24 protein-coding genes are annotated in these 24,540 nt (G+C 63.3%); 10 read left to right on the forward strand and 14 right to left on the reverse strand.

Translation table 11 applies throughout. The features are described from left to right. Positions 1-7: 7 nt before the first annotated feature. From AB3X86_RS09970 to AB3X86_RS09980, 3 genes are read left to right on the forward strand one after another with little or no spacing between them, the layout of a single operon-like run. Entirely contained in the window at positions 8-760 is a 753-nt protein-coding gene (locus AB3X86_RS09970) for a peptidylprolyl isomerase (protein WP_368595819.1), read from the forward strand. Between the two features lie 39 nt (positions 761-799). Then, positions 800-3,868, forward strand: a complete 3,069-nt coding sequence (locus AB3X86_RS09975; protein WP_368595820.1) for a peptidase domain-containing ABC transporter — start codon at positions 800-802, stop codon at positions 3,866-3,868. Then, positions 3,865-5,220, forward strand: coding sequence for a sigma-54-dependent Fis family transcriptional regulator (locus tag AB3X86_RS09980; RefSeq protein WP_176366288.1), 1,356 nt, complete (start codon positions 3,865-3,867; stop codon positions 5,218-5,220). The genes AB3X86_RS09975 and AB3X86_RS09980 overlap by 4 nt, the downstream gene beginning before the upstream one ends. Before the next feature lie 56 nt (positions 5,221-5,276). Here the strand turns inward: AB3X86_RS09980 and AB3X86_RS09985 are convergent, their stop codons facing one another. Both AB3X86_RS09985 and AB3X86_RS09990 read right to left on the reverse strand, forming a co-directional pair. Then, positions 5,277-6,047, reverse strand: coding sequence for a PP2C family serine/threonine-protein phosphatase (locus tag AB3X86_RS09985; protein ID WP_368590870.1), 771 nt, complete (start codon positions 6,045-6,047; stop codon positions 5,277-5,279). A gap of 5 nt (positions 6,048-6,052) precedes the next feature. Continuing rightward, complete coding sequence (locus AB3X86_RS09990; RefSeq protein WP_176106799.1) at positions 6,053-6,340, reverse strand: hypothetical protein; 288 nt, start codon at positions 6,338-6,340, stop codon at positions 6,053-6,055. A gap of 451 nt (positions 6,341-6,791) precedes the next feature. Here AB3X86_RS09990 and AB3X86_RS09995 point away from each other — a divergent pair, with 451 nt between their 5' ends. Next, on the forward strand, positions 6,792-7,313 hold the full coding sequence (locus AB3X86_RS09995; protein ID WP_176125855.1) for a lecithin retinol acyltransferase family protein: 522 nt from the start codon (positions 6,792-6,794) through the stop codon (positions 7,311-7,313). Between the two features lie 40 nt (positions 7,314-7,353). Next, positions 7,354-7,605 carry a hypothetical protein gene (locus AB3X86_RS10000; RefSeq protein WP_018435181.1) on the forward strand — a complete coding sequence of 84 codons (252 nt, stop codon included), beginning with the start codon at positions 7,354-7,356 and terminating at the stop codon, positions 7,603-7,605. Positions 7,606-7,609: 4 nt separating this feature from the next. Here the strand turns inward: AB3X86_RS10000 and AB3X86_RS10005 are convergent, their stop codons facing one another. Beyond that, positions 7,610-8,488: a LysR family transcriptional regulator gene (locus AB3X86_RS10005; RefSeq protein WP_184225266.1), complete on the reverse strand. Its 879-nt coding sequence runs from the start codon at positions 8,486-8,488 to the stop codon at positions 7,610-7,612. Positions 8,489-8,827: 339 nt separating this feature from the next. Here AB3X86_RS10005 and AB3X86_RS10010 point away from each other — a divergent pair, with 339 nt between their 5' ends. Further along, the gene (locus tag AB3X86_RS10010) at positions 8,828-9,319 is read left to right on the forward strand and encodes a DUF4126 family protein (RefSeq protein ID WP_368595821.1); all 492 of its coding nucleotides are present in this window, start codon (positions 8,828-8,830) and stop codon (positions 9,317-9,319) included. Between the two features lie 75 nt (positions 9,320-9,394). Here the strand turns inward: AB3X86_RS10010 and tehA are convergent, their stop codons facing one another. From tehA to AB3X86_RS10025, 3 genes are all read right to left on the reverse strand, one after another. Then, the gene (gene tehA / locus AB3X86_RS10015) at positions 9,395-10,420 is read right to left on the reverse strand and encodes a dicarboxylate transporter/tellurite-resistance protein TehA (protein ID WP_368595822.1); all 1,026 of its coding nucleotides are present in this window, start codon (positions 10,418-10,420) and stop codon (positions 9,395-9,397) included. Positions 10,421-10,598: 178 nt separating this feature from the next. Beyond that, positions 10,599-10,949 (reverse strand): response regulator, encoded by a 351-nt coding sequence (locus AB3X86_RS10020; protein WP_176106793.1) that lies wholly within the window; start codon positions 10,947-10,949, stop codon positions 10,599-10,601. A gap of 5 nt (positions 10,950-10,954) precedes the next feature. Then, positions 10,955-12,460 carry an RAD55 family ATPase gene (locus tag AB3X86_RS10025; RefSeq protein ID WP_368595823.1) on the reverse strand — a complete coding sequence of 502 codons (1,506 nt, stop codon included), beginning with the start codon at positions 12,458-12,460 and terminating at the stop codon, positions 10,955-10,957. Between the two features lie 215 nt (positions 12,461-12,675). On the opposite strand from AB3X86_RS10025, the gene AB3X86_RS10030 reads away from it, so the two are divergent. Together AB3X86_RS10030 and AB3X86_RS10035 are read left to right on the forward strand one after the other, a co-directional pair. Continuing rightward, positions 12,676-13,722 carry a phytoene/squalene synthase family protein gene (locus AB3X86_RS10030; protein WP_368595824.1) on the forward strand — a complete coding sequence of 349 codons (1,047 nt, stop codon included), beginning with the start codon at positions 12,676-12,678 and terminating at the stop codon, positions 13,720-13,722. Positions 13,723-13,826: 104 nt separating this feature from the next. Next, complete coding sequence (locus AB3X86_RS10035; RefSeq protein WP_368595825.1) at positions 13,827-14,075, forward strand: hypothetical protein; 249 nt, start codon at positions 13,827-13,829, stop codon at positions 14,073-14,075. Between the two features lie 195 nt (positions 14,076-14,270). Here AB3X86_RS10035 and AB3X86_RS10040 read toward each other — a convergent pair whose 3' ends face one another. The 8 genes from AB3X86_RS10040 to AB3X86_RS10075 all read right to left on the reverse strand — a co-directional run bounded on the left by AB3X86_RS10040 (position 14,271) and on the right by AB3X86_RS10075 (position 22,215). Beyond that, positions 14,271-14,585, reverse strand: coding sequence for a DUF4148 domain-containing protein (locus AB3X86_RS10040; RefSeq protein WP_176366282.1), 315 nt, complete (start codon positions 14,583-14,585; stop codon positions 14,271-14,273). Between the two features lie 199 nt (positions 14,586-14,784). Continuing rightward, a complete protein-coding gene (locus AB3X86_RS10045; RefSeq protein WP_368595826.1) occupies positions 14,785-16,341 on the reverse strand; it encodes an alkaline phosphatase family protein in 1,557 nt (518 codons plus the stop codon). 151 nt (positions 16,342-16,492) lie between these two features. Further along, positions 16,493-17,185, reverse strand: coding sequence for a hypothetical protein (locus tag AB3X86_RS10050; RefSeq protein WP_368595861.1), 693 nt, complete (start codon positions 17,183-17,185; stop codon positions 16,493-16,495). Beyond that, on the reverse strand, positions 17,185-17,667 hold the full coding sequence (locus AB3X86_RS10055; protein ID WP_013092495.1) for a glycoside hydrolase family 108 protein: 483 nt from the start codon (positions 17,665-17,667) through the stop codon (positions 17,185-17,187). The genes AB3X86_RS10050 and AB3X86_RS10055 overlap by 1 nt, the downstream gene beginning before the upstream one ends. Positions 17,668-17,720: 53 nt before the next feature. Next, positions 17,721-19,196, reverse strand: coding sequence for a tetratricopeptide repeat protein (locus tag AB3X86_RS10060; protein ID WP_368595827.1), 1,476 nt, complete (start codon positions 19,194-19,196; stop codon positions 17,721-17,723). Positions 19,197-19,481: 285 nt separating this feature from the next. Beyond that, a complete protein-coding gene (locus AB3X86_RS10065) occupies positions 19,482-20,345 on the reverse strand; it encodes an ABC transporter permease (RefSeq protein ID WP_368595828.1) in 864 nt (287 codons plus the stop codon). 16 nt (positions 20,346-20,361) lie between these two features. Continuing rightward, positions 20,362-21,156, reverse strand: a complete 795-nt coding sequence (locus AB3X86_RS10070) for an ABC transporter ATP-binding protein (protein WP_026228638.1) — start codon at positions 21,154-21,156, stop codon at positions 20,362-20,364. A gap of 39 nt (positions 21,157-21,195) precedes the next feature. Then, a complete protein-coding gene (locus tag AB3X86_RS10075; protein WP_176106783.1) occupies positions 21,196-22,215 on the reverse strand; it encodes an ABC transporter substrate-binding protein in 1,020 nt (339 codons plus the stop codon). A gap of 217 nt (positions 22,216-22,432) precedes the next feature. On the opposite strand from AB3X86_RS10075, the gene AB3X86_RS10080 reads away from it, so the two are divergent. Together AB3X86_RS10080 and AB3X86_RS10085 are read left to right on the forward strand one after the other, a co-directional pair. After that, positions 22,433-23,110 carry a response regulator gene (locus AB3X86_RS10080; RefSeq protein ID WP_013092490.1) on the forward strand — a complete coding sequence of 226 codons (678 nt, stop codon included), beginning with the start codon at positions 22,433-22,435 and terminating at the stop codon, positions 23,108-23,110. 2 nt (positions 23,111-23,112) lie between these two features. Beyond that, positions 23,113-24,498, forward strand: coding sequence for a sensor histidine kinase (locus tag AB3X86_RS10085; RefSeq protein WP_176125845.1), 1,386 nt, complete (start codon positions 23,113-23,115; stop codon positions 24,496-24,498). The last annotated feature ends 42 nt before the right edge of the window (positions 24,499-24,540 follow it).

Raw genomic sequence — 24,540 nt, forward strand, 5'->3', positions numbered from 1 at the left:
AGAACAAATGACCGCGATAGTGCGTATCGATGATGAAGTCGTGGACGTGGACGAGTTCATTCGTCTTCTGAAACTGACCGGCCAGTTCGAGAGCCTGATCGAGCAGATCGTGCGCGACAAGCTTACCGTCCATGCTGCGAAAAAGCAGGGCATCACTGTCAGCGCCGATGAAATCCAGCAGCGCGCGGACCAGTTTCGCCGCGTGCGCGGGCTGCATCGCGCGGCCGACATGAATCATTATCTCGACGCGCTACACGTGAGCCTCGACGAATTCGAGGCGTTCATTACCGACGGGCTCTATCAGGAGAAGATGCTCGACGACATCGGTAACGACGCGGCGATCCGTGATTACTTCGCGTTGAATTCACCGAAGTTCGACGCGATCGAAGTCAGCCATATTGTGCTCGATAGCGAAGGCAAGGCGAAGGAAATGATCTCGTACCTGCGCGACGACCCCGACGCCTTCGCCGAGATGGCGCGCGAGCATTCGATTGCCGATACGCGCGAGTCCGGCGGCGTGATCGGCAAGGTACTGCGCGGTTCGCTGAAGCCCGATATCGAGGCGAAGATCTTCAATGCGGCGGTCGGCGATCTGCTTGGTCCGTTTCCGTCGGCGGACCGTTCGTGTTTCGAGATCTTCGCGGTGACGGCCAAATATCCGGCCACGCTCGATGCCGACGTGGCGACCGAAATCCGCCGTTTGCTGCGCGAAAGCTGGCTGATCGCCCGCGCCCAGGAACACGTGATCGAAGCGCGCTAGTCCCCGACTAGCGCCCGATAAAGCGAGGTTCACCGATACATGGACGCCCCCCAGACCGCACCATCCGCGCCCTCCACCGCCGAATTTCTCGCTTCGGTGGAGATCCTGTCGCCATTCTCACGCGACGAATTGGAGCGGCTTGCCGAATACGCGCAGGCAAAGTTCTATTCGTTCGGCGAAACGGTGTGCTCGGCTGGCGAAGTGGCCGATGGTCTCTATGTGATCCGCTCGGGCACGGTGCGTATCTTTACCGAGGAGCACGGCAAGGAAACCAGCATGGGCGTGCGCAAGTCGGGAGAGATCTTTGCCGACATTGCGATGCTGCGCTCGTACGTTCACGAAGCGTCGGTACGGTCGTCCGGCAAGACCGAAGTGCTGTTCATTCCGCGCAGCGCGATCGAACCGGTGATGGCGGCCAACGCCGCCGCGCTGGCGTTCGTCGCCAGCTATGTTGCGATCAATTCGGCCGGCGGCTTCGTCGCGCAACTTTTCGACCTGCGCGGCAAGCTGAACAAGGCGGAACTCGAAGAGTACGTGCGCAGCGTCGGCGCAAAAAGGGTGGCTGCCGGCAAGGAGATTCTGAAACAGGACGGCCGCGAGGACCGGCGGCTTTATGTGGTGCGGCAAGGCCAGGTGCGCATCGTGCGGCACGAGGAGGGTCACGACTACACGCTCGCGACGCTCGGCGAAGGCGAGATCTTCGGCGAGAAGGCGTGCCTGATGCGCCAGGAACAGATGGCATCGGTGATTGCGACCACCGACACGCGGCTGCTCGTCATTCCCGAGCGCACCGTTCATTTCATGCTCGAACGCAATCCGAAACTGCGCGAAGTACTCGACGAGCGCATCCGCTATGGCGACCGCGAATTGCAGCGCCAAAAGCGGCTCGAACAGCGGCGCAAGCTGCCGTTGATGCTCGACCTGCAGAGCAGGCCGGAACTCGGCGAGAAGATCATCCGGCGATTCGCGCTCGTCGAGCAGGCCGAGGAAATGGATTGCGGCGCCGCGTGTCTCGCGATGATCTGCCGCCATTACGGCATTCCGATGACGCTCGGCAAACTGCGCGAACTCGCGAACGTGACGACCCAGGGTGCGACGCTCGACAGCCTCGCGCGCGCGGGTGAGTCGCTCGGCTTCACGACGCGCGGCGTGCAATGCACGTTCGATTCGCTGCGCGGCTTCGATCTGCCGTTCATCGTGCATTGGGAGGGCTACCACTATGTGATCGTGTATGGGCTGTCGAAAGAGTATGTCTGGGTGGCGGACCCGGCACTCGGTTTCAGAAAGCTGAGCGTCGAAGATTTCGAACGCGGCTGGAGCGGCACCTGCCTATTGTTTACCGGCGGATCGCAACTGTTGCAGATGTCGGCCGAGCGCTCGCCGTGGATTCGTTTTGTCGGATACCTGAAGCCGTACCGCAAGATACTCGGCTATCTGTTTCTGGCGACCTTCGTGATCCAGGTGCTCGGCGTGATTCCACCGCTGATCATTCAGAACATTCTCGACGGCGTGATCGTGCATCAGAACGTCAGTCTGCTGCATATGCTGATCGGCGGGCTCATCATTTCCAACGTCTTCACACAGTTGATGTCGACGATACGCGCGTACTTGGCGAACTTCATGGTCCGCAACATGGACTTCGCGATGATGTCGCAGTTCTTCAAGCATACGTTGTCGCTGCCGTTCTCGTTCTTCGCTAAGCGCAAGACCGGCGATATCTTCGCGCGCTTTCAGGAGAATCAGACGATCCGCGCGTTCCTGACCGAATCCACGGTGACGACCGCGCTGAATCTGCTGATGATCTTCATCTACTTTACGATCATGTTCGTGTACAACGTGAAGATGACGCTGGTGTTGATCGCATTCGTGATTCCGATCATGGGACTCACGGTGATCGCGACGCCGAAGATCAAGGGCTACGCGCGCGAGGTGTTTACGGCATCGACCGAGGCGAAGTCGTTTCTGATGGAGGCGCTCTCCGGCGTCGAGACGGTCAAGGGCATGGGCATCGAGCGGCCGGTGCGCTTGCGCTGGGAAAAGAAATACGCGAAGGCGCTCGAATTGCAGTATCGCGCACATGCATTCAATATTTTGGTCAGCTTTGGCAGCCAATTGCTTAATGCGGCCACGACGATCGCGATTCTTTGGGTCGGCGCGAATCTGGTACTCGCGCGTGAATTGACGATCGGCCAGTTGATAGCGTTCAATGCGTTCATGGGCAGCGTATTGAGCCCGCTGATGGGTCTCGTCGGCTTGTGGAGCATGCTCAACGATGCGGGTGTCGCGATGGAACGGCTCGGCGATGTGCTCGATATCGAGCCCGAACAGAAGCCGCAGGATCTGCCTTCCCGCGTCATGCTGCCGGAGCTGCAAGGCGAAATCAGCCTGCAAGGCGTGTATTTCCGCTATGGCGAAGAGGATTCCGCTTATGTGCTCGAGAACATCAGCTTCGATATCAAGCCCGGTGAACTGGTCGCGATCGTCGGGCGCAGCGGCTCGGGCAAAACCACGCTCGCGAAGCTGCTGGTCGGGTTCTATCAGCCGAGCGAAGGGAAAATGACCATCGACGGTTACGACTCCGGCGTGATCGACAAGGCTTATTTCCGCGCGCAAATCGGCTACGTGATGCAGAGCAACCTGCTGTTCTCGGGCACGATAGCCGAGAACATCGCGAGCGGCGACGACGCGCCGGACCGCCGGCGCATCGAGGAGGTCGCGAAAATGGCCGACGCGCATGGGTTCATCAGCAAGATGCCGCTCGGCTACGAGCAGGTGGTCGGCGAGCGCGGCATCGGCTTGTCGGGTGGTCAGATCCAGCGGCTGTGCATTGCGCGCGCGTTGTATCACGATCCGCGTCTGCTCGTATTCGACGAGGCGACATCGGCGCTCGACTCGCAATCGGAAAGCAATATTCTCGGCAATATGCACGACATCCTCAAGGGCCGCACGGCGGTGATCATCGCGCATCGGCTCAGCACGATCATGCGCGCGGACAAGATTCTCGTGCTGTATGAAGGCGCGATCGTCGAACAGGGCCGTCACGAGGAGCTGATCCAGCGCGGCGGCATGTACTATCAGCTCGTGCAGAAACAGTTGAGTGCATCATGATGAAGATACTCGACCAGATTGAAGAGGCGAGTCCCGCGATATCGTACGCGGGACTGATCGAGCGGATCGAGATCCTGCGCTCCACGTTGCGCTGGTCGTCGCGGCTCGAACGCGCCGATATCGACAAGCTGCTCAGGCAGGCCACCTCGTTGCGCGACGAAGTGATGCAGCTTTCGCACAAGGAGCGCTTCGTGCAGGCGGCCACCGCGGGCGAGCCGCAGACGAGCGCGGAGCAATCGCGTGGAGCGCGCCGCAAGGCGCTGCTCGAACGGAGCTTTATTTTCGAGGGCACGTTCGGCGACAATCCGCGGCTGCTCGAATCGCTCGAAATCGCGGAAAAAGCCGCGCCGACCGATTTGCCGGTGTTGATCGATGGAGAGAGCGGCACCGGCAAGGAACTGATGGCGAAAGTGATTCACGCGAATGGCGCGCGTGCGGACAAGCCGTTCATTTCGGTGAACTGCGGTGCGATTCCGGACAATCTGCTGGAATCGGAGCTTTTCGGGCATCGCAAGGGCGCATTTACCGGCGCGTCGAACGACCGCAAGGGCAAATTCGAAAGCGCGCACACGGGCACGATCTTTCTCGACGAAATCGGCGAGTTGCCGCTCGCGGGCCAGGTCAAGCTGCTGCGCGTGCTCGAAGCGCACGAGATTCAACGCGTTGGTTCCGACGAAACGATCGCGGTCGATACGCGCATCGTCGCGGCGACCAATCGCAATCTGCGCAAGCTCAGCGAGGAAGGACGTTTTCGCGAGGATCTGTTCTACCGGCTCAGCGTGATTCACGTGACGCTGCCGCCGCTGCGCGAACGGCGCGACGAAATTCCGTTGCTGATTGCGTGGTTCGGAGACGAAGCGGCGGGCACGCTGAAACGCCGGCCGGTCAGATTGACGCCGCGATTGCGCGACTTTCTGTTGAGCTACGCATATCCGGGCAATATCCGCGAATTGCGCAACGTGATGTATCGCATCTCATGTCTGGCTGCTGATATGGCCGACGTCGAGCACTTGCCGCTCGATATGCGACCGGCCGCACCCGGTTCAGCGGCGGCGCAGGCGGAGGGCGGGCAGGCGAGCGGCGAGCAGCCGATCAGTGTCGCGAATCTGATGTCGTTGAGCGACGCGAAGCGGGCGGCCAGCGACGACGCCGAGAAAGCGTTTCTCGAACGCGGACTGCGTGAAGTCAGCGGAACGGTCGCCGAGCTGGCGCGGCGCATCGATATGAATCGCTCGCACTTGCAGATGCTGCTGAAAAAGCACGGCCTGCACTCGAAGGATTTCCGCAATCGCAATGCGCCGCCCACGAAAAACGGCACGAACGAGCGCGATGACGAAGACGACGAAGGCTGAGTGAAGGACCACTGAAGGACCACTGAAGGCTCGCTCAAACGCGTGCCTGAAGACTATCAAGGCGCCGGATTCAGCAAGGTCTTGTCCGCCGCATTCGGGTCTTGCGCTTCGACGACCACTGCCGTGATGTTGTCGCGTCCGCCGCGCGCGAGCGCGAGGTCGACCAGTTCGCAACAAGCGTTTTCGCGCTCCGCCGAGGTCAGCACGCCGGCGATTTCGTCGTCGCTCAGTTCGTTGCTCAGACCGTCGCTGCACAACAGGAACACATCGCCGTCGGCGACTTCGATCGCGTCGTCGTCGAGTTCGAGCAGGTCCGTTGCGCCGACCGCGCGCGTGATCATGTGTTGCGCCGGATGATTGCGCGCCTCTTCGTCGGTGATGACGCCGAGCGAGCGCAGCTCCTCGACCTGACTGTGATCGCGCGTCAGTTGCCGTAACTGTCCGTCGCGGTACAGGTAGATGCGGCTGTCGCCGGCCCACACGTAGCCGCAGAAGCGATCGCAGGCAAGCAGCACGACCACGGTGCTGCCGATGCGCTGCACCTGGCGGCGCGCGGCTTCATCGCGCAACTGACGGTTCGCGAATTGCAGACGCGCGCGTACATCGGCGATCAGCATTCTGAGGCCGTGCGGCGCCGCCAGTTGAGTCAACGCGTCGATCACGGTGCGGCTCGCAACGTCGCCGACAGCGTGACCGCCCATCCCATCGGCGACAGCCCAGCGTCCCGCCTCGGGCTCGTTGAGGCAGGCGTCTTCGTTGATTTCGCGGACCCGTCCCGTGTCGGAACGCGCGGACGACGTCCAGCGAAATTGGCTCTCGCAGGTCACAACGGCTACACCATCTGGTTTCGGTTGCGTGCGTCTGGAGACACGGTGAGGGTCGCGTTCGCGCCGGTGTTGCGTACGTCGACCGACTGGAACTGGTTGATCATCTGGTTAGCATAGAAGTTGTTGGAGACCTCGTACAGATTGACCACCGGCCCAATGCTAGGCGTTTGCGGCACGTACGGCTGAATCCAGCCATAGATCCATGGCGCGCCGCCGCCACCGCGAATCGCCGCCATCGCTTTGCGATCGAGCGCAAGGTTCAGCGAGAGGTCGTTCAATTTGATGCAGGACATATCGTTCTCCGGTTGGCCGCGTGTGCAATGTGCGCGGCTGAATGGACCCTGCACCCGATGGTGCAAAGGCCATGCCAATCGGGGGCGGATTCGGCGCGAAGCTCGCAACGCTTTGACTGGCGTGCGTTTCGCGGCTCTACCTCGAAACGCGGCCGACGCAATCGGTCGGTTCTCGGCCAACAAGCCCGCCTTCGAACAGGTGTAGGACCCAACACATTCAGGCGGGTCTTCTTACGTTTTCCATTCACCTGAAGCAGCGCGCGACACGGCTCGCAAATGAGCGTCGCGCGCCAACAGATCCGTGCGATTTCTGTTGGTCTGGTACTGACATCTGCCTCTTCAAGAAACCACCCGATCGGCCGGAAAGCCCGTAAACACGGCCTTTCCGGCAACTGGCCCGGATGATGCAAAAGCTGTCGCAACAGTGTTGGAAATGCGAACGAGGCCAGCCATGAACACCCAAACGCTCGATACCCGCGACGACGAACCGCAATCCGCAGCCGCTCGTGACACCACATCATCGACGATCGATCTGCCGATCGGCGCGCATCTGGTTACGCAACGCAATGGCTACGAACATCACGGCATCTATGTCGGCAACGGCCGCGTCGTGCACTACTCGGGCTTTGCGGGTTCCGCGCATCGCGGCCCGGTCGAGGAAGTCGAACTGGCGCGCTTCGCCGCTGGCCATTCGATGTCGGTTCGGGCGACGCCGAGCGCGATCTACGTCGGTGCCGAAGCAGTGAGCCGCGCGCGCTCCCGCCTCGGCGAAAACCGCTATCGCCTGCTGACCAACAACTGCGAACACTTCTGCGCGTGGTGCCTGCTCGGCGAAAGCCGCAGCGAACAGGTGGATTGCTGCCTGCGCCATCCGAGCACTGGCGTGCGCGCACTGCTGTGCCTCGTGAAGGCGTTTGTCGAGAGCGGGGCGAGGAACGATCACCGCGCGGCGCAACTCGCGCAATTCGCGTGAACGCAGCGCGCCGGGAACGGGGCAATTCGAGGAGAACATCATGGTTGCCGCGGAAAAGAGCTTGCACTGGGCCGTCGACAAATGGCTCGCGCCCACGCCGTCGATGCCCGCGCGCGTCGTGCGGTTCTGCCATCGCGCGTCGCAACAGCAACGCTATGTATGCGTGCAGGCGTTGAAGCCGGAAGGATTGCTGTCGATTTTCTTCTTCCGCCACGGCGACGGTTCGTGGAACGTGTTCCCGCCGCAAGCCGAGCGGCCCGCGATGAACGGGTACGGCCGTACGGCCGCGTAGCAACTCAGGCGTGACCCGCGGTGGCAGCTTCCTTGGCGAGCCACTGACTGAACAGCAACATCGCCGGCGTCATGGGCTTGCCCTTCAGGCAGGTCAGCCAGTAGCTGCCCGCCTTCACCTCGACGTCGAACGGGCGCACCAGACGCCCGGTATTGATCTCCCGTTCGAACATCAACGCAGGCGCGAGCGCGATGCCCGCGCCTTGTATCGCCGCCTCCACCATCAGCCGCGACGAATCGAACACCGGCCCGCGCACCGGCCGCGGCGCGATGCCCGCGGCCGCGAACCAGTTGATCCAGTCGTCCATCCGGTACGAGCGCAGCAGCGTTTCGTTGGCGAGATCGTCGGGCCGCGTGAGGCGCGCGGCGATCTCGGGCGTGCAGAGCAGCGCGAGCGGCGCGTCGAGCAGCTTGGTGGCGAGCGAGCCGGGCCAGGTGCCGTCGCCGAAACGGATCGCGAAATCGAGCCCTTCGGTCGCGAGATCGACGAGGTTGTTATTGGTCAGGAGCCGCAGTTCGACGAACGGATGCGCGTCGCGAAACGACTTCAGGCGCGGCATCAGCCAGCCGACCGCGAACGTGCCGACCACACCGACCGTCAGCACCTCGTGGAAATGCCCGCCGTCGAACTGCTTGAGCACCGCCTCGATACGATCGAACGCGTCGGACAGCACCGGCCGCAGCGCGAGCCCTTCGTCGGTCATCGCGAGGCCGCGCGGCAAACGCTTGAATAGCGCGGTGCCGAGCCGCTCCTCCAGCGAGCGGACCTGCTGGCTGACCGCGGCCTGGGTCACGTTCAGCTCTTGCGCGGCGCGCGTGAAGCTCAGATGCCGCGCGGACGATTCGAACGCGCGCAGTGCGTTCAGCGGGAGGTACGGTCTCATGGTGCAGATAAAAGATTTTCTTGTGAGTGGGCTAACTTATCACCATCGGCCCGCTTCGCCGACTCCCTGGCTGTTATTCGCCAGTCGAATTGTGCGACACTAGGGCCACATCGACGGGGGCAATCGCAGGCCCGGCGCCGCGCGAGGCGCGCGGCGGCGAGTCGGCAATCAAGGGCCGGCAATTGTGAGCAACGGTGAATGGCCGCCGCGGCTTGCCTCGATGTAGGTAGTGAGAAGTTGACTGTCCAGATGGAATGCTCGACATGTTCTGCCGACGTTCGTCCAGGTAAGCCGTCGGCTCGTGCAACCTCGCATCAGTGCCCTCGATCGGAGTCCGCTATGTCCGTGTATGTTCTGGCCTTGCTCATCGGCGTCGTCGCCGGCCTTCGCGCGATGATCGCCCCCACCGCCGTCAGCTGGGCAACGCGCCTGGGATGGCTGCCGCTGCAAGGCACGTCGCTCGCGTTCCTCGGCGCCGCGGCCACGCCGTATATCTTCACTGTGCTGGCGGTCATCGAACTGATCACGGATCAATTGCCCGAAACGCCGAGCCGCAAGGTGCCGCTGCAGTTCGGCGCGCGCGTCGTGCTCGGTGCGCTGAGCGGCGCTGCGATAAGCGGCGCGCATGGGGGCCTCGCGGGCGGCGCGATCGTCGGGGTGCTGGGCGCGGTGGTCGGTGCGGTAGGCGCGGTGATCGGCACGCTCGGCGGCGCGAAGGTGCGCAGTTCGCTCGCGACCATGTTCGGACGCGATGCGCCTGCGGCGCTGATCGAGGATGTGGTGGCGATCGTCGCGGCCGCGTTGATCGTCGTGTCGATGCACGGCTTCTGATACGAACGCAAACACAAACGCGAACGCGGCGGCACGCTTTGCGCGTCGCCGCCGCGTTCGGTCGCTGCCTGCCGCTTATTGAACCCGGGCGATTCGCGCGGCCGTCGCGACTTGCTTGACCGGCGCGGTCGCCGCAGTCGAACCCGCCGCCACCGGCGGAATCAGCTTGCCTTGCACGAGCAGCTGAAGCGTCTTCACCACCAGAATCGCGATGATCGCGTTCGCCACCACGAATAGAACCGGCGCCGCGAAGTCGATCGGACCCGTTGCGCCGCGTTCGACGAGACGCAGCGCCATCGTCGGCAATGCCGCTACGCCGAAGCTGAACGCCCAGTAGCCGGGCGCGAATGCCTGTTGGCGAATCCACGGCAGCAAACGCAGCAGCATCAGCGCTTGAAACAGGCCGTAGCCGAGCAGTGCGAAGGCGAACAGATCGGGCGTGCCGCTCGTGAGGCTCAGATACGCGACACCACCGACGACCGGCGGCGCGAGCTGCACGCCGAGGGTCGGGCGCAGCGCTTCGGGCAGCGGTTCATGCACGGCGGCGCGATGCAGGATCATCGATTCGAGCGCGAGCCACGCCAGCACGCCGCCGCCGAAAAACAGCTCGCCCAGTTGATGGAAGCCGAATGCGGCCGAGCTCGTGGCCGCGACGAAACCCGCTCCCACCGTCGGCAGATAGATCGCCGGCGTGGTCAGTTCGGGCTTGCGGCCGCCTTGCCACAGCCGGCCATGTAGAGAGACCCCGAGCCCGAGTTGCGCGAGCGCCGCGATGCCGTATAGCGTCAGCGCGATGATGTGCGCGTACGGCTGCAGCAGTTGTGCGGCGAGCAGCGTCGAGATCGGCGCGAGCGCGACGAACGACGACTGCACCGGGTGGTCCAGTTCAGCGCGCGCGTCGGCGGTCTGCGCGAACCACTTGTGCGCGTACGCGAACAGAATCACGACCCAGACAGCGAGCGCCGCGACCGTCACTACGCTGCCCGCGACGGCCGGCAAATGCCACAGGCGGATTGCCACGCGCCACAGGTTGGCAAGCGCCAACGAGCCCACCGCGATACTGAAGAAGCCAGCGGGAACCGCACCACGATTGCTGTTCATGACGACCTCCGGAAGTTGCGTCGCGCTGCGGGTTGCTGTCGATGCGCGATCGATGGCGTACTGTAAAAGGCCGCGGAGAATCGCAGAACGCTGCAAACGCTCGACAAATGGCGCGAGCGTCTCAAGCTGTGCTTTTAGCGGGAAAAAGAGGCAGAGAAGGCAGGGAGGGAGCCCAGCGTCAACCGCCCATGCGCACCAGCATCGCCAGCAGCTGATCGAACGACAGCGGCTTGCGCGCGTACGCGATGTGTGGATTGGGCTGCACCGGAATGTCCGATGCGGCACTGCACAGGATGATCGGAATATCGCGCAGCTCCGGGTCCTCGTACAGCGCCGCGCACAGCTGGAGGCCCGACATGACCGGCATCATGCAATCGGACACGATGATGCCGGGCCGGCTCGAGCGGACCAGTTCGAGCGCGACGGCGCCGTTCGACGCGGTCCGCACCGCATAGCCGTGTCGTTCCAGCAGCAGCCGCCACACCGTGAGGATGTCGAACTCGTCGTCCACCACCAGAATGGTTTTCATGGCGGCTAGGTTTTTCGCCGCGATTGCAGCGTGGCCGACAGGCCCGGCGTCGATTGGATGCCGGCGGCGCCGGGCGAGCCCTCGATCACGTCGAGTCCTTGCGACGAAATCGACAGTTCGCGCAGTGACGTGTCGTGCGCGCTTTCGCGTTGCTTGACCACCGAAATCATGCGCCGCAGTCCTCCTTCGGTCTCGGCGTAGCGCAGCAGCACGAGGTTCTCGGTCAGCGCCGACACGCGCACGGCCTTCGCGTGGCCCGGCTCGCTGTACAGCGGCAGCTCTTCGGTGACGAGCGTCGTGACGGCCGCTTCGCGCAACTGATGCAGCAGTGCATTGAGGAACAGGCCGAAGCGCTCGGCGCGCAACGCCGAATCGCGAAAGCCCTCGACGCCGTCGATCACGATGCGCGTCGCGCCGGTCTGCCTGACGGTGGCGAGCGCTTTCGCCGCAATTTCGTCGATGGCGAGTTCGATCGCCGGCTGCCAAAGCACGATCAGACGGCCGTCCTGCCACGCATCGGCAAGCGGGATCGACACCGCTTCGGCTTTGCCGATCAGGCGCTGCGGCCCCTCGTAGAAGCCGAGATACACGCAGCGTTCGCTGCGTGCGAGGCCGGCCGCGAGGAACTGCAGGCACAGCAGCGTCTTGCCGACGCCGGACGGGCCGATCAGCGTGGTCGTCGAGCCTTGCGCGAAGCCGCCGCCGAGCAGATTGTCCAGATGCGGCAAGCCGAAGCCGAGCCTTGCTTTCAGATCGACGGGGCCCGGTCGCTGCGCGCACTGCGCTTCGAGGCGCGGGAACATCAGCAGCCCGCTGCCGGCGATGCGGAAGAAGTGCTTGCCCATCCGATGATCGCGCGCACGCATCTTGTGCACTTCGATCTCTCGCGCGCGGCGCATGCCGTCGTGATAGCGGTTCAGCTCGATCAGACCATCCACCAGCGTGTGCTCGGGATGCGGCTCGTTGCCCGACAGCGGCGCGAGCAGCAGCGTCGTGCAGTCCATCGCGGCGACCAGCGCGTTCAGCTCGTGGATGAACTTCGACAGCGACAGCTCGGTTTCGCTGAATTCGCGCGCGCTGCGAAAGCCGTCGACGATCATCAGGCTCGGCCGGTGGTCGTAGATGCTCGACGCGATCAGCTTCAGGAAACCGTCGAGGCCGTCCTGCATCAGCTCGTGATAGCCGGACACGAACAGCATCTGCTGCGCGACCGCGGTTTCGTCGAAGAAGCTCAGGCCTTTCAGGTGACCGAGCAGTTTGTCGTGCGATTCGGCGATGAGCGTCATGTACAGCACTTTTTCGCCTTGCCGTACCCGATGAAAGCCGATCTGGCTGGACAGGATCGTCTTGCCGGCGCCAGCCATGCCCTCCAGCAGATAGACGCCGCCGCTCACCAGACCGCCGCCGAGGATTTCGTCGAAACCGGGCACGCCGGTTTCGATATTGCGTCGAGCCGCGTCAGGCCGGGCCGCGTCAGACAGGCGGAAGGTGTTCGATGCTTCGGTAGTCATTGTCGATGTGTCTTTCAAAGTGCAAGCGACGGCCTGGTCGTGACCGTCCTCTGCTTAACCCCGTCGTGGTAGCAATCGCCGTTCCCGCTCGCGATTAGCGATGTCGCACGGCGCGGGAGCCCGTTACACGCGACATGACGGAGAGCGCGTATACAATGCGGCAGCGCCTGATCCCCGCGGGCTTTCACCCGCCTATTTGCCAACCAGTCCAACTCATGCCGAATTCGACCCGGGCCTTTCTTCTCGGTCCGCTCCTGAAAGGCGTTTCACGCTCCTTCTATCTGACGCTGCGCGTGCTGCCCATCGGCATGCGCGATCCGATCGGCCTTGCATATTTGCTCGCGCGCGCCGCCGATACCATCGCCGACACCTCGCTGATCGCGCCGGGCCAACGCCTCGAATTGCTGCTTGCGATGCGCGATCAGGTCAATGGCGTGGCCGTCGATAGTGCGCCGTTCCAGCGCATCGCCGCCGAAGTCGCGGGTCGGCAGACGCAGTCGGGTGAAAAGCTGCTGCTCGAATCGTTGAACCCCGCGCTCGACGTGCTCGCGCAACTGAGCGAGTCCGACCGCCACGCGGTGCGCGCGATCGTCACGACGCTGACCGAAGGCATGGAATTCGATTTGCGCACGTTCCCCGACGAACGCTCCGGCCAGATCGCGGCGCTGCGCGAATACGGCGAACTCGATCGCTATACGTATCTGGTCGCGGGCTGCGTCGGCGAGTTCTGGACCACGATGACATACGCGCACATGCCGGGCACGCTGAAGGAGCAGCCCGACACGATGAAGCAGCGCGGCGTGCGTTTCGGCAAGGCATTGCAGATGACCAACGTGCTGCGCGATTGCGGAAAAGACTTGCGCATCGGCCGCTGCTATCTGCCGCAGAGCATGCTCGAGCGCCACGCTCTAAGCGCGCGCGATTTGCTGCAACCGGCCAATTCGATGCGCGCGCGGCCGCTGCTCGTCGAACTACTGCGCAAGACGCTCGATCATTTCCGCGCAGCGCTCGACTATACGCTCGCGATTCCGGCGAGCGCGGTGCGCTTGCGGCTCGCCTGCCTGTGGCCGATCCTGATCGGCCTCGACACTTTGCTGCTGCTCGCGGATAACGACGCGTGGCTCGATCCGGCGAAAGTGTCGAAGGTGACGCGCGGTGACGTCTATCGGATCATCGCGTCGTCGCTGCTGCTGGTGCCATCGAATGCCTTGGTGCGCAATGCGATCGATAGCCGCATCGCGCGGATCGAGGCTCGGCTGTAGGCATAAACGATTTATTCTGGATCATTGAAACGTCAACAATCGGGAAAGCCCTAGGCCACTGCATTCGCGCTTCGCGTTAGTCTTTTCGAAAAGGAGACGAACCCATGCGACAAGCGTTCAATATTGCGTTGGTGCTTTTGCTTGGCTATTTGATGGCGGATCGGGCGTTGATGCGTGCGCAGGCGGGCGAGGTCGGCACGATTACGTGTCACCAGGGCGCGGCACTCGTTAAATCGGACGCGTTGAAAAAGGGCTTTGGTGACGCTGGCGCGAGCGCGCAGAGCGAGAGCTTCCTGTCGAGTTGCCTCGTGACCGGGCGTGGCCGGGTCGGCGATCTGATCGCGCGCGAGTGAGCGCCGGCAGCTGAGGATTCGTCACGGCGCACCCATAGCGCCGCGAAAAAGCGCCCAGACCGTGAAGGCCCGGGCGAAGTCATCGGGAGCCCGATGACGGAGGTAACACATATGAACTGGCCCGCGCTCGGAGCTACCCGAGCAGCGGGCCAGTTCATTTGAATCGGGGTGCGCGTCGCAAGGACGCGCCATCGCTTACTGACCGAAATAAACCGACTTCGGGCCACTCATCGGAGCCGCACGGCTCGTCTGGGTCGTACCGCTCACCACACCACCGAAGCCGGTAGCGGCTTGGCCGCCGCCGTTTTGCGCGTCGACGCGGGCTTGCGCAGCCTGGATGTCAGCCGGGTAGTGCGGGTCGGCGTGACCAGGTTGATAGCCGGCCTTTTCCAGTTGGACCAGCTCGGCGCGCACTTGAGCGCGGGTCACGGGCTGGTTGGCTTGTGCGAAAGCAGCGACCGGAGCGGCGACAGCGACGGCGATGACAACAGCTTGAATCAGCGATTTCATGATACTTACCTCCAGTTCACGGTTTTTTGTCTTGCTGCGAACGTGCTTGTTCGTAGTCAGTGATTGCATTGTAATTTGGTGAACTTGGCAGAGTAAGTCGTGATGCGGCTAATGTTTGTTGCGAAATTTGATATAAAAGCGCGGAACTTTCAGGGTTAACGCGTGGACGTTCTCTGCGCGGCCGGCGCAATGCGGAGTGCTACTTCTCCGACACCGGACTGACCGCCGAGGGTGTTGCCGTTGCCGGTGCCGGCGCGTCGTTTCGCGCGATGCCCGGCGTCGCGGCATGCACCGATTGCCGCAAGCGCGTGAACGCCTGGCTCGTGCGCGCATCTCGCTGGTCGCGTGCGTCGTAGAAGTCCTTGCTGAGCCACTGGCCGAGACTCGTCATCAGCGAGCCCAATGCGCTCTTGAAGCGCACCCATGCATTGCCGGTGCGCGCCAGTTGTGCGGCCCCCTCGACCGCCTCCGCGGCGAGCCGGTCCAGTTCCGCGTGCAGAAAGTCGGCGAAATGATGCAGGCCTTGCTGATTGCCATTCGACGATTTGCGCTCCAGTTCGACGTGCTCGGCAATCAGCGATTGATTGGGCACGCGAATGAACGGCGGTGTATCGGCGCGCGCGACGCCGTCACGGCGAATCGCCACGCCGAGGTTCGCCGATGCCGCGGTGCGCTCGCCGAGCGGTGGCATTTGCCACTTGTCGCACAGGTATTTCAACAGGCTGCAATGATCGAATCGTTCGTTGCATACGCCGGCTTCGCACCACGGTGACACGAGGATCGCGGGAACGCGCACGCCGAGTCGTTTGAAATCGAAGCTCGTGGTGTGGACGTCGGGTGCGACTGCGTCGGCCGGCGGCGATACGTGGTCGTAGAAGCCGCCGTGTTCATCGTAGAGGACCACCAATAACGTGCGCTCCCACAGCGCCTGATTCGAGCGCAGCGCATTGTAGGTGTCCGCGATCAGCTTCTCCGCCTTCATGATGTTGTGCGGCGGATGATCGTCGTTCTGCGCTTCGCCGAAGTACTTCGGCTCGATCAGCACAAATTGCGGGAATTGGCTGGCGGGTCCCGCTGCGTCCTCGAAGAACTTGTCGAAAGAGCGGTAATTCGCGAGGTTTTCCGCGCGTCGCTGGTTCTTCAGCAGAAGTGACGCGGGGAAGTCATAGAAATAGACGCTCCATGTTTTGCGCGCGGCGTTCAAGCGATCGAAAATCGTGTCCTGATCCTGCTCGGTGTACCAGCGTGGATTGAGTCCGTCGAGCCCCGAAGGCATGTCGATCTCGCCTTTCGAGGTACCCGTCAGCGCGAAAAAGCGGTTCGGCCAAGTCGGCCCCGGCAATGAAGAGAACCACCGGTCACACACGGTGAATTGCGAACCGAGCGTATGCAGCGCGGGCAGAAAGCCGAGCGGGTAATAGCCCATCACGTCTTGCCGCGCGACGAGGCTGCTCTTCGGGTAGTCGTTGACGAACGAACGCACGAAGCCGCTGTTGTCGGCGGCGATCTGATCCATCACGGCCTTGTGCTCGTGATTCGGATCGTGCTTCATCTGCCGCTCGCGCGTCGCACGCGGATAGAAGGTATTGCCTTGACCGTCGGCGTTCGATTTGCCGGCCGCGTTGCGCACCCCGTCCAGTTTGTCGTGCACGGCGTCGAGGCAGCCGAGCATCTGGTCGAACGAGTGATTCTCCATCAGCAGCAGCACGACGTGTTCGATCGGATCGTTCTGCACGTTCGGCTTTGCCTCACTCATCTTGATCGCTCCACTCGGGACGGGATGGATTTCGCGCTTGCCAACTTAGCGCAAAACGCGTGCTGGCGAAAGAGCTCTGCTTTGAAACGAACCTGCACGCGACGCTCGGCGTATCTCGTCGCGTGCATGATTCGCTCAACCTGGCATGGATTCAACTGCCGCCAGAGAAGATCGGACCTTGCCCGCCCGGCGCGAACGACGGGAAGGGGTCGCCGGACGGCGCGACCGCCGCCGGTGCATGCGCTCCCGGCTGCGACGCCGGTTCGCGCAACGTCAACGCGCTATCGGCGGTGATCGGTACACTCGGCTTCGCTAGCAGCTCGGTCTTGCGCATCGAGCCGACCGACGTGCCGAAGTAATAGCCGATGATGCTGATCCACGCGGTTCCCAACGCGCCGACGATCACGTTGACGAGATCCTTGTTGGTGCCCGGCAGAGGCTGAAACGCCATCAGCAGCAGAATGCCGAAGAAGCCGGTGGTGACGGCCATCGCGAGCACCTTCGGGACCCAGTCGCGATTGGCGACACCCATCGCGCGTGCATTCGCGGTATGGCTCGTGGCGATGCGGGCCATCTCGGCGTCGTGCGCGAGGCTCGACTGCGCGGCCGTCACCATCAACTGTTGCAGTTGCAGCGAGTTAGCGCTCTCGGCCTGGCGAAGTTTTTCGAGTGCGCCGGGGTCGTTCAACGCGGGTTCCACGAAGGCCGGGTCGCTCGGCGTGCCGAGCGCGTGCGAGATGATCGCGGCGGCGGCGGTCACGCCGAGGCCGACCGGACCACCCACGAGCCCGGCGAGAAGCGGGGCGGTGCTGCTGATGTTCGTCGCTACTTTAGACCAGTCCATCATGCTGCTCCCAGAAGAAGATTGGCTGCCATCCGTTCGGTCCAGCCGCGGCTGAAACTCGGCCACGAATGCAGATTGCGCAGGTACCGCAGACGATACGCGGCGAAGCGCATCACGAACTTCATCGGGTCGGCGTTCTTGACCGCATCGAGCGTGTCGGGGCCGAACTTGCCGTCTTCTTTCGCGCCGGACGCTTTCTGCATCCACAGCACGACGAGGCCGCCGTTGTAGTTCGCATCGAAAATCTGAAAGGCCACGCGCGGATCGAGTTCGTCGAGATGCAACGGGTCCCAGTACCTGCGCTTGGCGATCTGATGGGCGGTTTCGAGCGGCAGGTCTTTCATCGCGCCGTTGTAGCCCTCGCTGCGCGCGACGCGCGCCGTCACACCCCACATCGTTTCGCCGCCCGGATCGGCCGGATTGAAGCTGTACCCGCCTTCGTTTCCGATCAAGGCTTTGAATGCATCTTCGAAGCTGTCCATCGAACTGTCTCCTGTTCGGCTGTGTTGCCAACTCAAATGGCGATGCGCGCGGCTCAGGCCGCTCGCATCGCCTGTCCTACGGCGTCGCGTACCGTATCGAGCGAGGCCCGCAGCGGGTACGACGTCATCGGATTCGAAACGGGCGTGACGCGCTGGTCAGGCCTCGATGTCCGGGTGTCGGCTTCGTCGGGCGATGCGTCCGTCGAGAGCGCCAGCTCGCGTTCGCGCGCCGACAGAGTGGCGGCGTCGAGCTGCAATGCCTGTGCGTACTTGCGCGCGGCCTCGCGCAGAGCGCCTTTGTGTTCCAGCGCGCGGCCCCATTCCGCATAGGACGGCGCGAGATCGGGCCGCAACGCGACGGCGCGCGCGAGCTTTTCGATTGCTTCGTCGTAGTGGCCGGTCTTGACGAGCGCCTCGGCCCAGTCGTGCAGCGTGTCGACGGATTCCGGGTTCATCTCGGCGGCCCGTCTGAATGCGTCGAGCGCTTCGCGGTCGTGCCGGTTCGTATGCAACAGCACATCGCCGAGCAGCCGCAGGTTTTCAGCGGTGCGCGACGTTTCGTTCGCGCCGGTCCGCAGTTCCTCGAGCGCATCGTCGATGCGGTTCTGCTGTTCGAGCGCGATGCCGAGACTCGCGCGCAGCACGGCCGAGTCTTTGTACTGGGTCAATGCTTCGCGGATCTGCTGCTCGGCTTCTTTCGAGCGCTGCTGGCTGTCGAGCAACCACGCCTTGCCCGCGACCGCCCATTGGGCCTGTTCGGAAGAGGGCAGCGCGAGGACCTCGTCATAGATCTCGACGATCTCGCGATAGTCGCATTGCGCGAGCGAACATTTGGTCTTCTGCACTTGGGTGAACAGATGACTGGCGAGGATGTTGGGTTCGGCGAGGCGCATCGCCGTGGTTGCGATGTCGTGCACGAACTTTTCGAGGTCGCGCCCTTCGAACGGCACCGTGCTTTCGCGGCCGTTGAACGGGCCGTGTTCTATCTGCACATGCGCGACATACGAATCCGCGCTGTTGTTCGTCTTCGTGATGCCGACGTGCACGGCGACATCTTCGCGCTGGAGCAGGCCTTTGATGAAGCGCACCGTCGTCGCATACGACATCTCCTGACCCGGAATCTGGATGTCCTGCTGCGCGTCGTTGCTGGTCATCGTGTCGTGCGGAATCGATTCGGCGTCTCGCCCGATCTCCTTCATCGCCGACATGATCCGCTCGGCGACAAAGTTCGACGTGTAGCCGCGCTCGGTCAACGCTTGCGGCGTCTCCACCGGCGGCACCAGCAATTGACGCGTGAGCACGCCGCGCGCGACGAGGCAGATCGAACCGATCGTCAGCAAGATGACCAGCCACGGCAACACATATGGCCAGAGCCGCTTCGGCCCGCGGCCGATCACACTGGCGGTATGCAAGCCGAACAGCACGAATCGGCTGGAATGACGACGATGGCGGCGATTCGCGGCGTTGGCGCGTATGACCGCACCGCTGAACCCGTTCATCGACCGACGTTGAACCTGTGCACTCGACATGACCCACCTCGCTTCGATCGGCGACCGATGTTGGCGACCGCCCGACTTGCGCGGTGGGTATGCATCGAACGTGCCATGCCGCACGGAACGGGCTAGCAGGCCGCTGTTGGCTTGCGGTGAGGGGATTGAACGCAAGAAGTGTTGCGGGCCGGCCAACGTATCGGGGAAAACAGTCTGCCGGCGGGATACACAATGCGGGCTGGCAAATAAAAATGCCGCTCAGTCCGGAAGACTGAGCGGCATCGGTGAAGCGAACTACTGTTTGAGGACTTGCGCTGCGGCGGCTTAAACCGAACTCGGCCGCCACTTCAACAATCGATGCTCCACCGCGGTCAACAGGTAGTCGGCGGCAAGCGCGACCACCGCCAGCACGATCATTGCCGCGAACACGCCGCTCGCATTGAACGCACCCTGCGCGGTGGAGATCAGCAAACCGATACCCTGCTTCGAGCCGAGAAATTCGCCGACCACCGCGCCGACCAGCGCGAAGCCGAAGCTCACGTGCAGGCTCGCGAGAATCCAGCTCAGCGCCGACGGAATCACGACCGAGGTCGTCACCTGGCGGCGCGACGCGCCGAGGATCTGCGCATTCGCGATCATGTAGCGGTCCGCTTCGCGCACGCCCTGGAACGCGTTGGCGAACACCACGAAGAACACCATCACGACCGCGAGCGCGACTTTCGATGCCATGCCGAGCCCCAGCGCGATCACGAACACCGAGCCGAGCACGACACGCGGAATCGAGTTGGCGATCTTGATGTAGAGGCTGAACACGTCGGAGAGCAGCTTGTTGCGGCCGAGCACGATGCCGCAGACGATGCCCGCGACCGAACCGATGATGAAGCCGAGGCCTGTCTCTTCGAGCGTGACCCACACCTGCGTGAGCAGCGGACCTTGCGACGTGCCGTTCACGAACCAGTCGACGATCTGTTCGAAGATCGCGCTCGGCATCGAGAAGAAGAACGGGTCGATCCACTTCAGGCGCGCGGACAGTTCCCAGCCGCCGAGCACGATCACGAGCACCAGAATGCGCAGCGAAATCACCAGAACCTGGCGCTGGCGGATCTTCTTCTGCGCGATACGCTCGACGTGAGCGAGCGACGCGGCGTCGATGCCCGAGGGCATCATCTGTTGAGAGGGTGTAGACATGTTTGCCGTTCCTTGATTAACCGATCTGCACTTCTTCGCGCAGGTCATGCCAGATATCGCGCGAAATTTCGATGAAACGTGAGTCGTAGCGGATCTCCGACGTGACACGCGGTCGCGGCAGATCGATTTCATAGACTTTCTTCAGCGTGGCGGGGCGCGCGGTCAGCACGAACACGCGGTCGGCGAGCGCAATCGCTTCCTCGAGGTCGTGGGTGACGAACACGACCGAGCCGACGCCGCCCCACAATTGCAGCAGCTCGTCCTGCATCAACGTGCGGGTCTGCATGTCGAGCGCCGAGAACGGCTCGTCCATCAGCAGGATTTCCGGCTTGTTGATGAAGGTCTGCGCAAGCGCGACGCGCTTGCGCATGCCGCCGGACAGTTGATGCGGATAGTGCTTGCCGAACTTATCGAGGCCCACGCGGCGCAGCCATTCGTTCGCTTCGTCGTAGGCGGCCGATTTCGAACGGCCGCGATAGAGCGGACCCGCCGCGACATTGTCGAGCACCGAGCGCCACGGAAACACCGCATCGGCCTGGAACACGAAGCCGATGCGCGGATCGATGCCGTCCACCGGCGCGCCCATCACGCGCACTTCGCCGGTGGTCGGCTTCAGCAAGCCGGTGATCATGCTGAGCGTGGTGGACTTGCCGCAGCCGGTCGGGCCGACCACCGCGACGAATTCGCCGCGTGCCACCGACATGCTGAAGTCGCGCAGCGCGATCGTGGCCTTGCCGTCCGGGGAAATGAAACGGCACGACACGTTGCGCATTTCGATCGCTGGCGTCTCGCGTGACATAGGTTGATTCATCGGCGGGTGCCTCGCAGTTCTGTGAATATGAAAGAAGCGTTACTTCGACGCGGTCTTGACCGGCGCCGACAGGAAGTCGTTGGTGTAGGTCTTGGCGAGGTCGATATGCTTGCCCTTCACCGACGGATTGAATGCGGACAGCACCTTCAGCACCGTGTCCGGGCCGTCGGCGGGCATCTTGCCGTCTTTCGTGAACATCGGCAGCGACGCCTTCAGCGCGCCCACGTACAGGTCCTTGTTGTTGCCGTAGTAGTCCTTCGGCATCTGCGCGGCGATGTCCTCGGCGCTATGCGTCGCGATGAAGTTCAGCGTCTTCGCGAACGCGTGCGACAGCTTCGCCGCGTCGTCCTTGTGCGATTCGGCCCACGCGCGCTGCACGTAGAAGCTCGACGCGGGGTAGGTGCCGCCGAGCGCGGCGCGCGTGCCTTCCACGGTGCGCATATCGACCAGCACCTTCGCGTCGCCGGTCTTCAGCAGTTGCGAGACGGTCGGCTCCGTGGTCATGCCGGCGTCGATGCGGCTTTGCTTGATGGCGGCGATGAAGCTGTTGTCCGCGCCGACCGGCAACATCGTGTATTGCGTCGACGCCACACCGGCGCGCTGCGCGAGGTACTGCGTGAGGAAGCTCGTCGACGAACCGAGGCCGGTCACGCCGAGCGTCTTGCCTTTGACGTCGGCCATGCTCTTCAGCGAATCGGCCGCCTTCGTCGAGACCATTTCGACTTCGCCCGGCACCTGGCCGAAGACGACGAGCGCCTGCACTTCCTTGCCCTTGCTCTGCAGGTCGATCGTGTGATCGTAGAAGCCGACAACCCCTTGCACCGCGCCCGCGAGCAGTTCGTTCTCCGCATCGACACCGGCCGGCTGCGACAGGATTTCGACGTCGAGGCCTTCGTCCTTGAAGTAGCCGAGCTGCTCGGTGAGCTTGGCCGGCAGATAGATGATCTTGGTGGCGCCGCCGACCATGATCGTGATCTTCTCGGCGTGAGCGGCGGCCGAAGCGGCGGCAAGGGCGAAAGCAACTCCTGACACAACGGCAATCTGGCGCAAGGTACGCATGAAGCAGTCTCCTTAGGTGGGTCGCCGCGATCGAGGCGCGGCGCTTTCTGGGTGAATGGCAGCGATTATAGAAACGCGAAACCTTCTGCCAGCTTTCGGGGTTTGGCGCAAAACATGGGTGTTAACCCGACGATGCACCGACGACGCGCCACACTCCACGCGCGCAGCCCCCTTGTTTTAAGGCACAATCGACGACCTGACTTTTGCCGTACCCGCCATGAAGCTGCTGCTGATCGAAGACAACCCCACGCTTGCGCACTGGCTCGCGAAGATGCTGGAGCAGGAAGCCTTCGCGCTCGACGCCGTGCAGGACGGCGACGAAGCCGACCGCCTGCTGCGCACCAATCACTACGACGTGATCCTGCTCGACCTGAACCTGCCGAAGCTGTCCGGCAAGAACGTGCTGCGCCGGCTGCGTCAGCGCGGCGACGCGACGCCGGTGCTGATCCTGACCGCGAGCGGCTCGATCGACGAGAAGGTGGAACTGCTCGGCGCCGGCGCCGACGACTACCTGGTGAAGCCGTTCGAAGTGCGTGAGCTGATCGCGCGCATCAAGGTGGCGATCCGGCGGCAGTCGCCGTCCAAAGCGAGCGAGGTGGTGTGCGGCGACCTGTCGTTCGACATCGACACACGCCAGTTCACGCTGAAAGGCGCGCCGCTGAACGTGACGCCGCGCGAGCGTTCGGTGCTCGAAGCGCTGATCCTGCGCCTCGGCAAGACGGTGACGAAGCCGGCGCTGGTCGATGCGATCTTCACGCTCGCGGACGAGCCGAGCGAAGACGCGGTCGAGATCTACATTTCGCGTTTGCGCAAGAAGCTCGATGGCAGCTCGGCCGCGATCGTCACGCTGCGCGGGCTCGGCTATCTGCTGCGCAAGCGGGAAGACGACCAGTAACGATGTCCAATAGCCTGCGCATCCGTCTGCTGTGGTGGCTGCTCGTGCCGCTCGCGCTCTATGTGTTCGTGACCGGCAAGACCGAGTACGACAACGCGCGGCACACCGCGAATCTGGTGCAGGACAACCAGCTGGTCGCGTCGGCGCGGATGATCGCGGGCGAGGTCGAATGGAGCGACGGTTTTCTGCGTGTCGATGTGCCGCCCGCCGCCCTCGAGATTTTCGCGTCGCCATATCGCGACCAGGTGTTCTACAGCGTGCGTGTCGACGATGGGCGGCTGCTTGCGGGTACGCCTGATTTCCCGCCGCGTCCGCTGCGCGCGCCCGACGTGCCGGACTCGTACTACACCGAGTTGCACGGCCAGCAAGTGCGCGCGGTCGACATCGTGCGGTTCATGTACGACAACGGCGCGACGCGCCCCGTGCGCGTGACGGTCGGCAAGACCGTGCGCTCGCGCGACGCGATGACTCAACAACTGTGGCGGCCGCAACTCGTGCGCCAGCTCGAAATGATCGCGCTGGCGGTCGCACTCGTTTGCATCGGGCTCACGTTCGAGTTGCGCCCGTTGATGAAGGTGAAAGACGAGGTAGCCGACCGCGATCCGATGCAGCTCGAACCGATCCGCGTCGAGCGTCTGCATTCGGAACTGCGGCCTATCGTCGATGCGATCAATCAGTGCATCGCGCGGCTTGGCGTGCAGGTGGCGGCGCAGCGGCGCTTCATCGCCGATGCCGCGCATCAGTTGCGCACGCCGCTCACGCTGCTCGGCACGCAACTGCAGTTCGCGCGGCAGCAGGAAGGCCTGAATCCCGCGCTCGACGAAGCGCTTGCCGCGATGCATCGAAGCAATCGTTCGATGGTCGGTCTCACCAACAAGCTGCTGCTGCTCGCGCAGGCCGAGGCCGCCGACAACTCGCAACTCGCGATGGAACGCGTCGATCTGGTACCCCTCGCAATGGAAGTCGTCGAAGATCTCGGGCTGCTCGCGCAGGCGCGTGAAATCGATCTGGGCGCGGAATTGCACGGCGCGGCGCCGGTGCTCGGACATCGCGGCATGTTGCAGGCGCTGATCGCGAATCTCGCCGAGAACGCGATTCGCTATACGGGCAGCGGTGGCCACGTGACGGTCGCCGTGAGCGCGGATACCGAGGCCAATACGGTGACGGTCAGCGTGACCGACAACGGCCCCGGCATTCCGGCCGAGGCGCGCAGCCGCGTGTTCGAGCCGTTCTTTCGCGCGTCGACGGATACGGAAGGCACGGGCCTCGGTCTGGCGATCGTGCGCGAAATCGCGGACGCGCATCACGGCGAGATCGTGCTGAAGGCGGGCGAGGGCGGCAAGGGCGTGGATATCGCGGTGACGTTTCCGCGCGCGACGCCGAAGTGATCGGGACAAACCCGAGGTTCGCGCAACAAAAACAGCACTGAA

This window comes from Paraburkholderia sp. BR14374 (genome assembly GCF_040948685.1).
Taxonomy (GTDB): Bacteria; Pseudomonadota; Gammaproteobacteria; order Burkholderiales; family Burkholderiaceae; genus Paraburkholderia; species Paraburkholderia youngii.

Bases quoted from the DNA above. Each gene is read 5' to 3' on its own strand.
- AB3X86_RS09970 (WP_368595819.1), top strand. From the start codon at position 8: ATGACCGCGATAGTGCGTATCGATGATGAAGTCGTGGACGTGGACGAG.
- AB3X86_RS09975 (WP_368595820.1), top strand. From the start codon at position 800: ATGGACGCCCCCCAGACCGCACCATCCGCGCCCTCCACCGCCGAATTT.
- AB3X86_RS09980 (WP_176366288.1), top strand. From the start codon at position 3,865: ATGATGAAGATACTCGACCAGATTGAAGAGGCGAGTCCCGCGATATCG.
- AB3X86_RS09990 (WP_176106799.1), bottom strand. From the start codon at position 6,340: ATGTCCTGCATCAAATTGAACGACCTCTCGCTGAACCTTGCGCTCGAT.
- AB3X86_RS09995 (WP_176125855.1), top strand. From the start codon at position 6,792: ATGAACACCCAAACGCTCGATACCCGCGACGACGAACCGCAATCCGCA.
- AB3X86_RS10000 (WP_018435181.1), top strand. From the start codon at position 7,354: ATGGTTGCCGCGGAAAAGAGCTTGCACTGGGCCGTCGACAAATGGCTC.
- AB3X86_RS10005 (WP_184225266.1), bottom strand. From the start codon at position 8,488: ATGAGACCGTACCTCCCGCTGAACGCACTGCGCGCGTTCGAATCGTCC.
- AB3X86_RS10010 (WP_368595821.1), top strand. From the start codon at position 8,828: ATGTCCGTGTATGTTCTGGCCTTGCTCATCGGCGTCGTCGCCGGCCTT.
- tehA (WP_368595822.1), bottom strand. From the start codon at position 10,420: ATGAACAGCAATCGTGGTGCGGTTCCCGCTGGCTTCTTCAGTATCGCG.
- AB3X86_RS10020 (WP_176106793.1), bottom strand. From the start codon at position 10,949: ATGAAAACCATTCTGGTGGTGGACGACGAGTTCGACATCCTCACGGTG.
- AB3X86_RS10025 (WP_368595823.1), bottom strand. From the start codon at position 12,460: ATGACTACCGAAGCATCGAACACCTTCCGCCTGTCTGACGCGGCCCGG.
- AB3X86_RS10030 (WP_368595824.1), top strand. From the start codon at position 12,676: ATGCCGAATTCGACCCGGGCCTTTCTTCTCGGTCCGCTCCTGAAAGGC.
- AB3X86_RS10035 (WP_368595825.1), top strand. From the start codon at position 13,827: ATGCGACAAGCGTTCAATATTGCGTTGGTGCTTTTGCTTGGCTATTTG.
- AB3X86_RS10040 (WP_176366282.1), bottom strand. From the start codon at position 14,585: ATGAAATCGCTGATTCAAGCTGTTGTCATCGCCGTCGCTGTCGCCGCT.
- AB3X86_RS10045 (WP_368595826.1), bottom strand. From the start codon at position 16,341: ATGAGTGAGGCAAAGCCGAACGTGCAGAACGATCCGATCGAACACGTC.
- AB3X86_RS10050 (WP_368595861.1), bottom strand. From the start codon at position 17,185: ATGGACTGGTCTAAAGTAGCGACGAACATCAGCAGCACCGCCCCGCTT.
- AB3X86_RS10055 (WP_013092495.1), bottom strand. From the start codon at position 17,667: ATGGACAGCTTCGAAGATGCATTCAAAGCCTTGATCGGAAACGAAGGC.
- AB3X86_RS10060 (WP_368595827.1), bottom strand. From the start codon at position 19,196: ATGTCGAGTGCACAGGTTCAACGTCGGTCGATGAACGGGTTCAGCGGT.
- AB3X86_RS10065 (WP_368595828.1), bottom strand. From the start codon at position 20,345: ATGTCTACACCCTCTCAACAGATGATGCCCTCGGGCATCGACGCCGCG.
- AB3X86_RS10070 (WP_026228638.1), bottom strand. From the start codon at position 21,156: ATGAATCAACCTATGTCACGCGAGACGCCAGCGATCGAAATGCGCAAC.
- AB3X86_RS10075 (WP_176106783.1), bottom strand. From the start codon at position 22,215: ATGCGTACCTTGCGCCAGATTGCCGTTGTGTCAGGAGTTGCTTTCGCC.
- AB3X86_RS10080 (WP_013092490.1), top strand. From the start codon at position 22,433: ATGAAGCTGCTGCTGATCGAAGACAACCCCACGCTTGCGCACTGGCTC.
- AB3X86_RS10085 (WP_176125845.1), top strand. From the start codon at position 23,113: ATGTCCAATAGCCTGCGCATCCGTCTGCTGTGGTGGCTGCTCGTGCCG.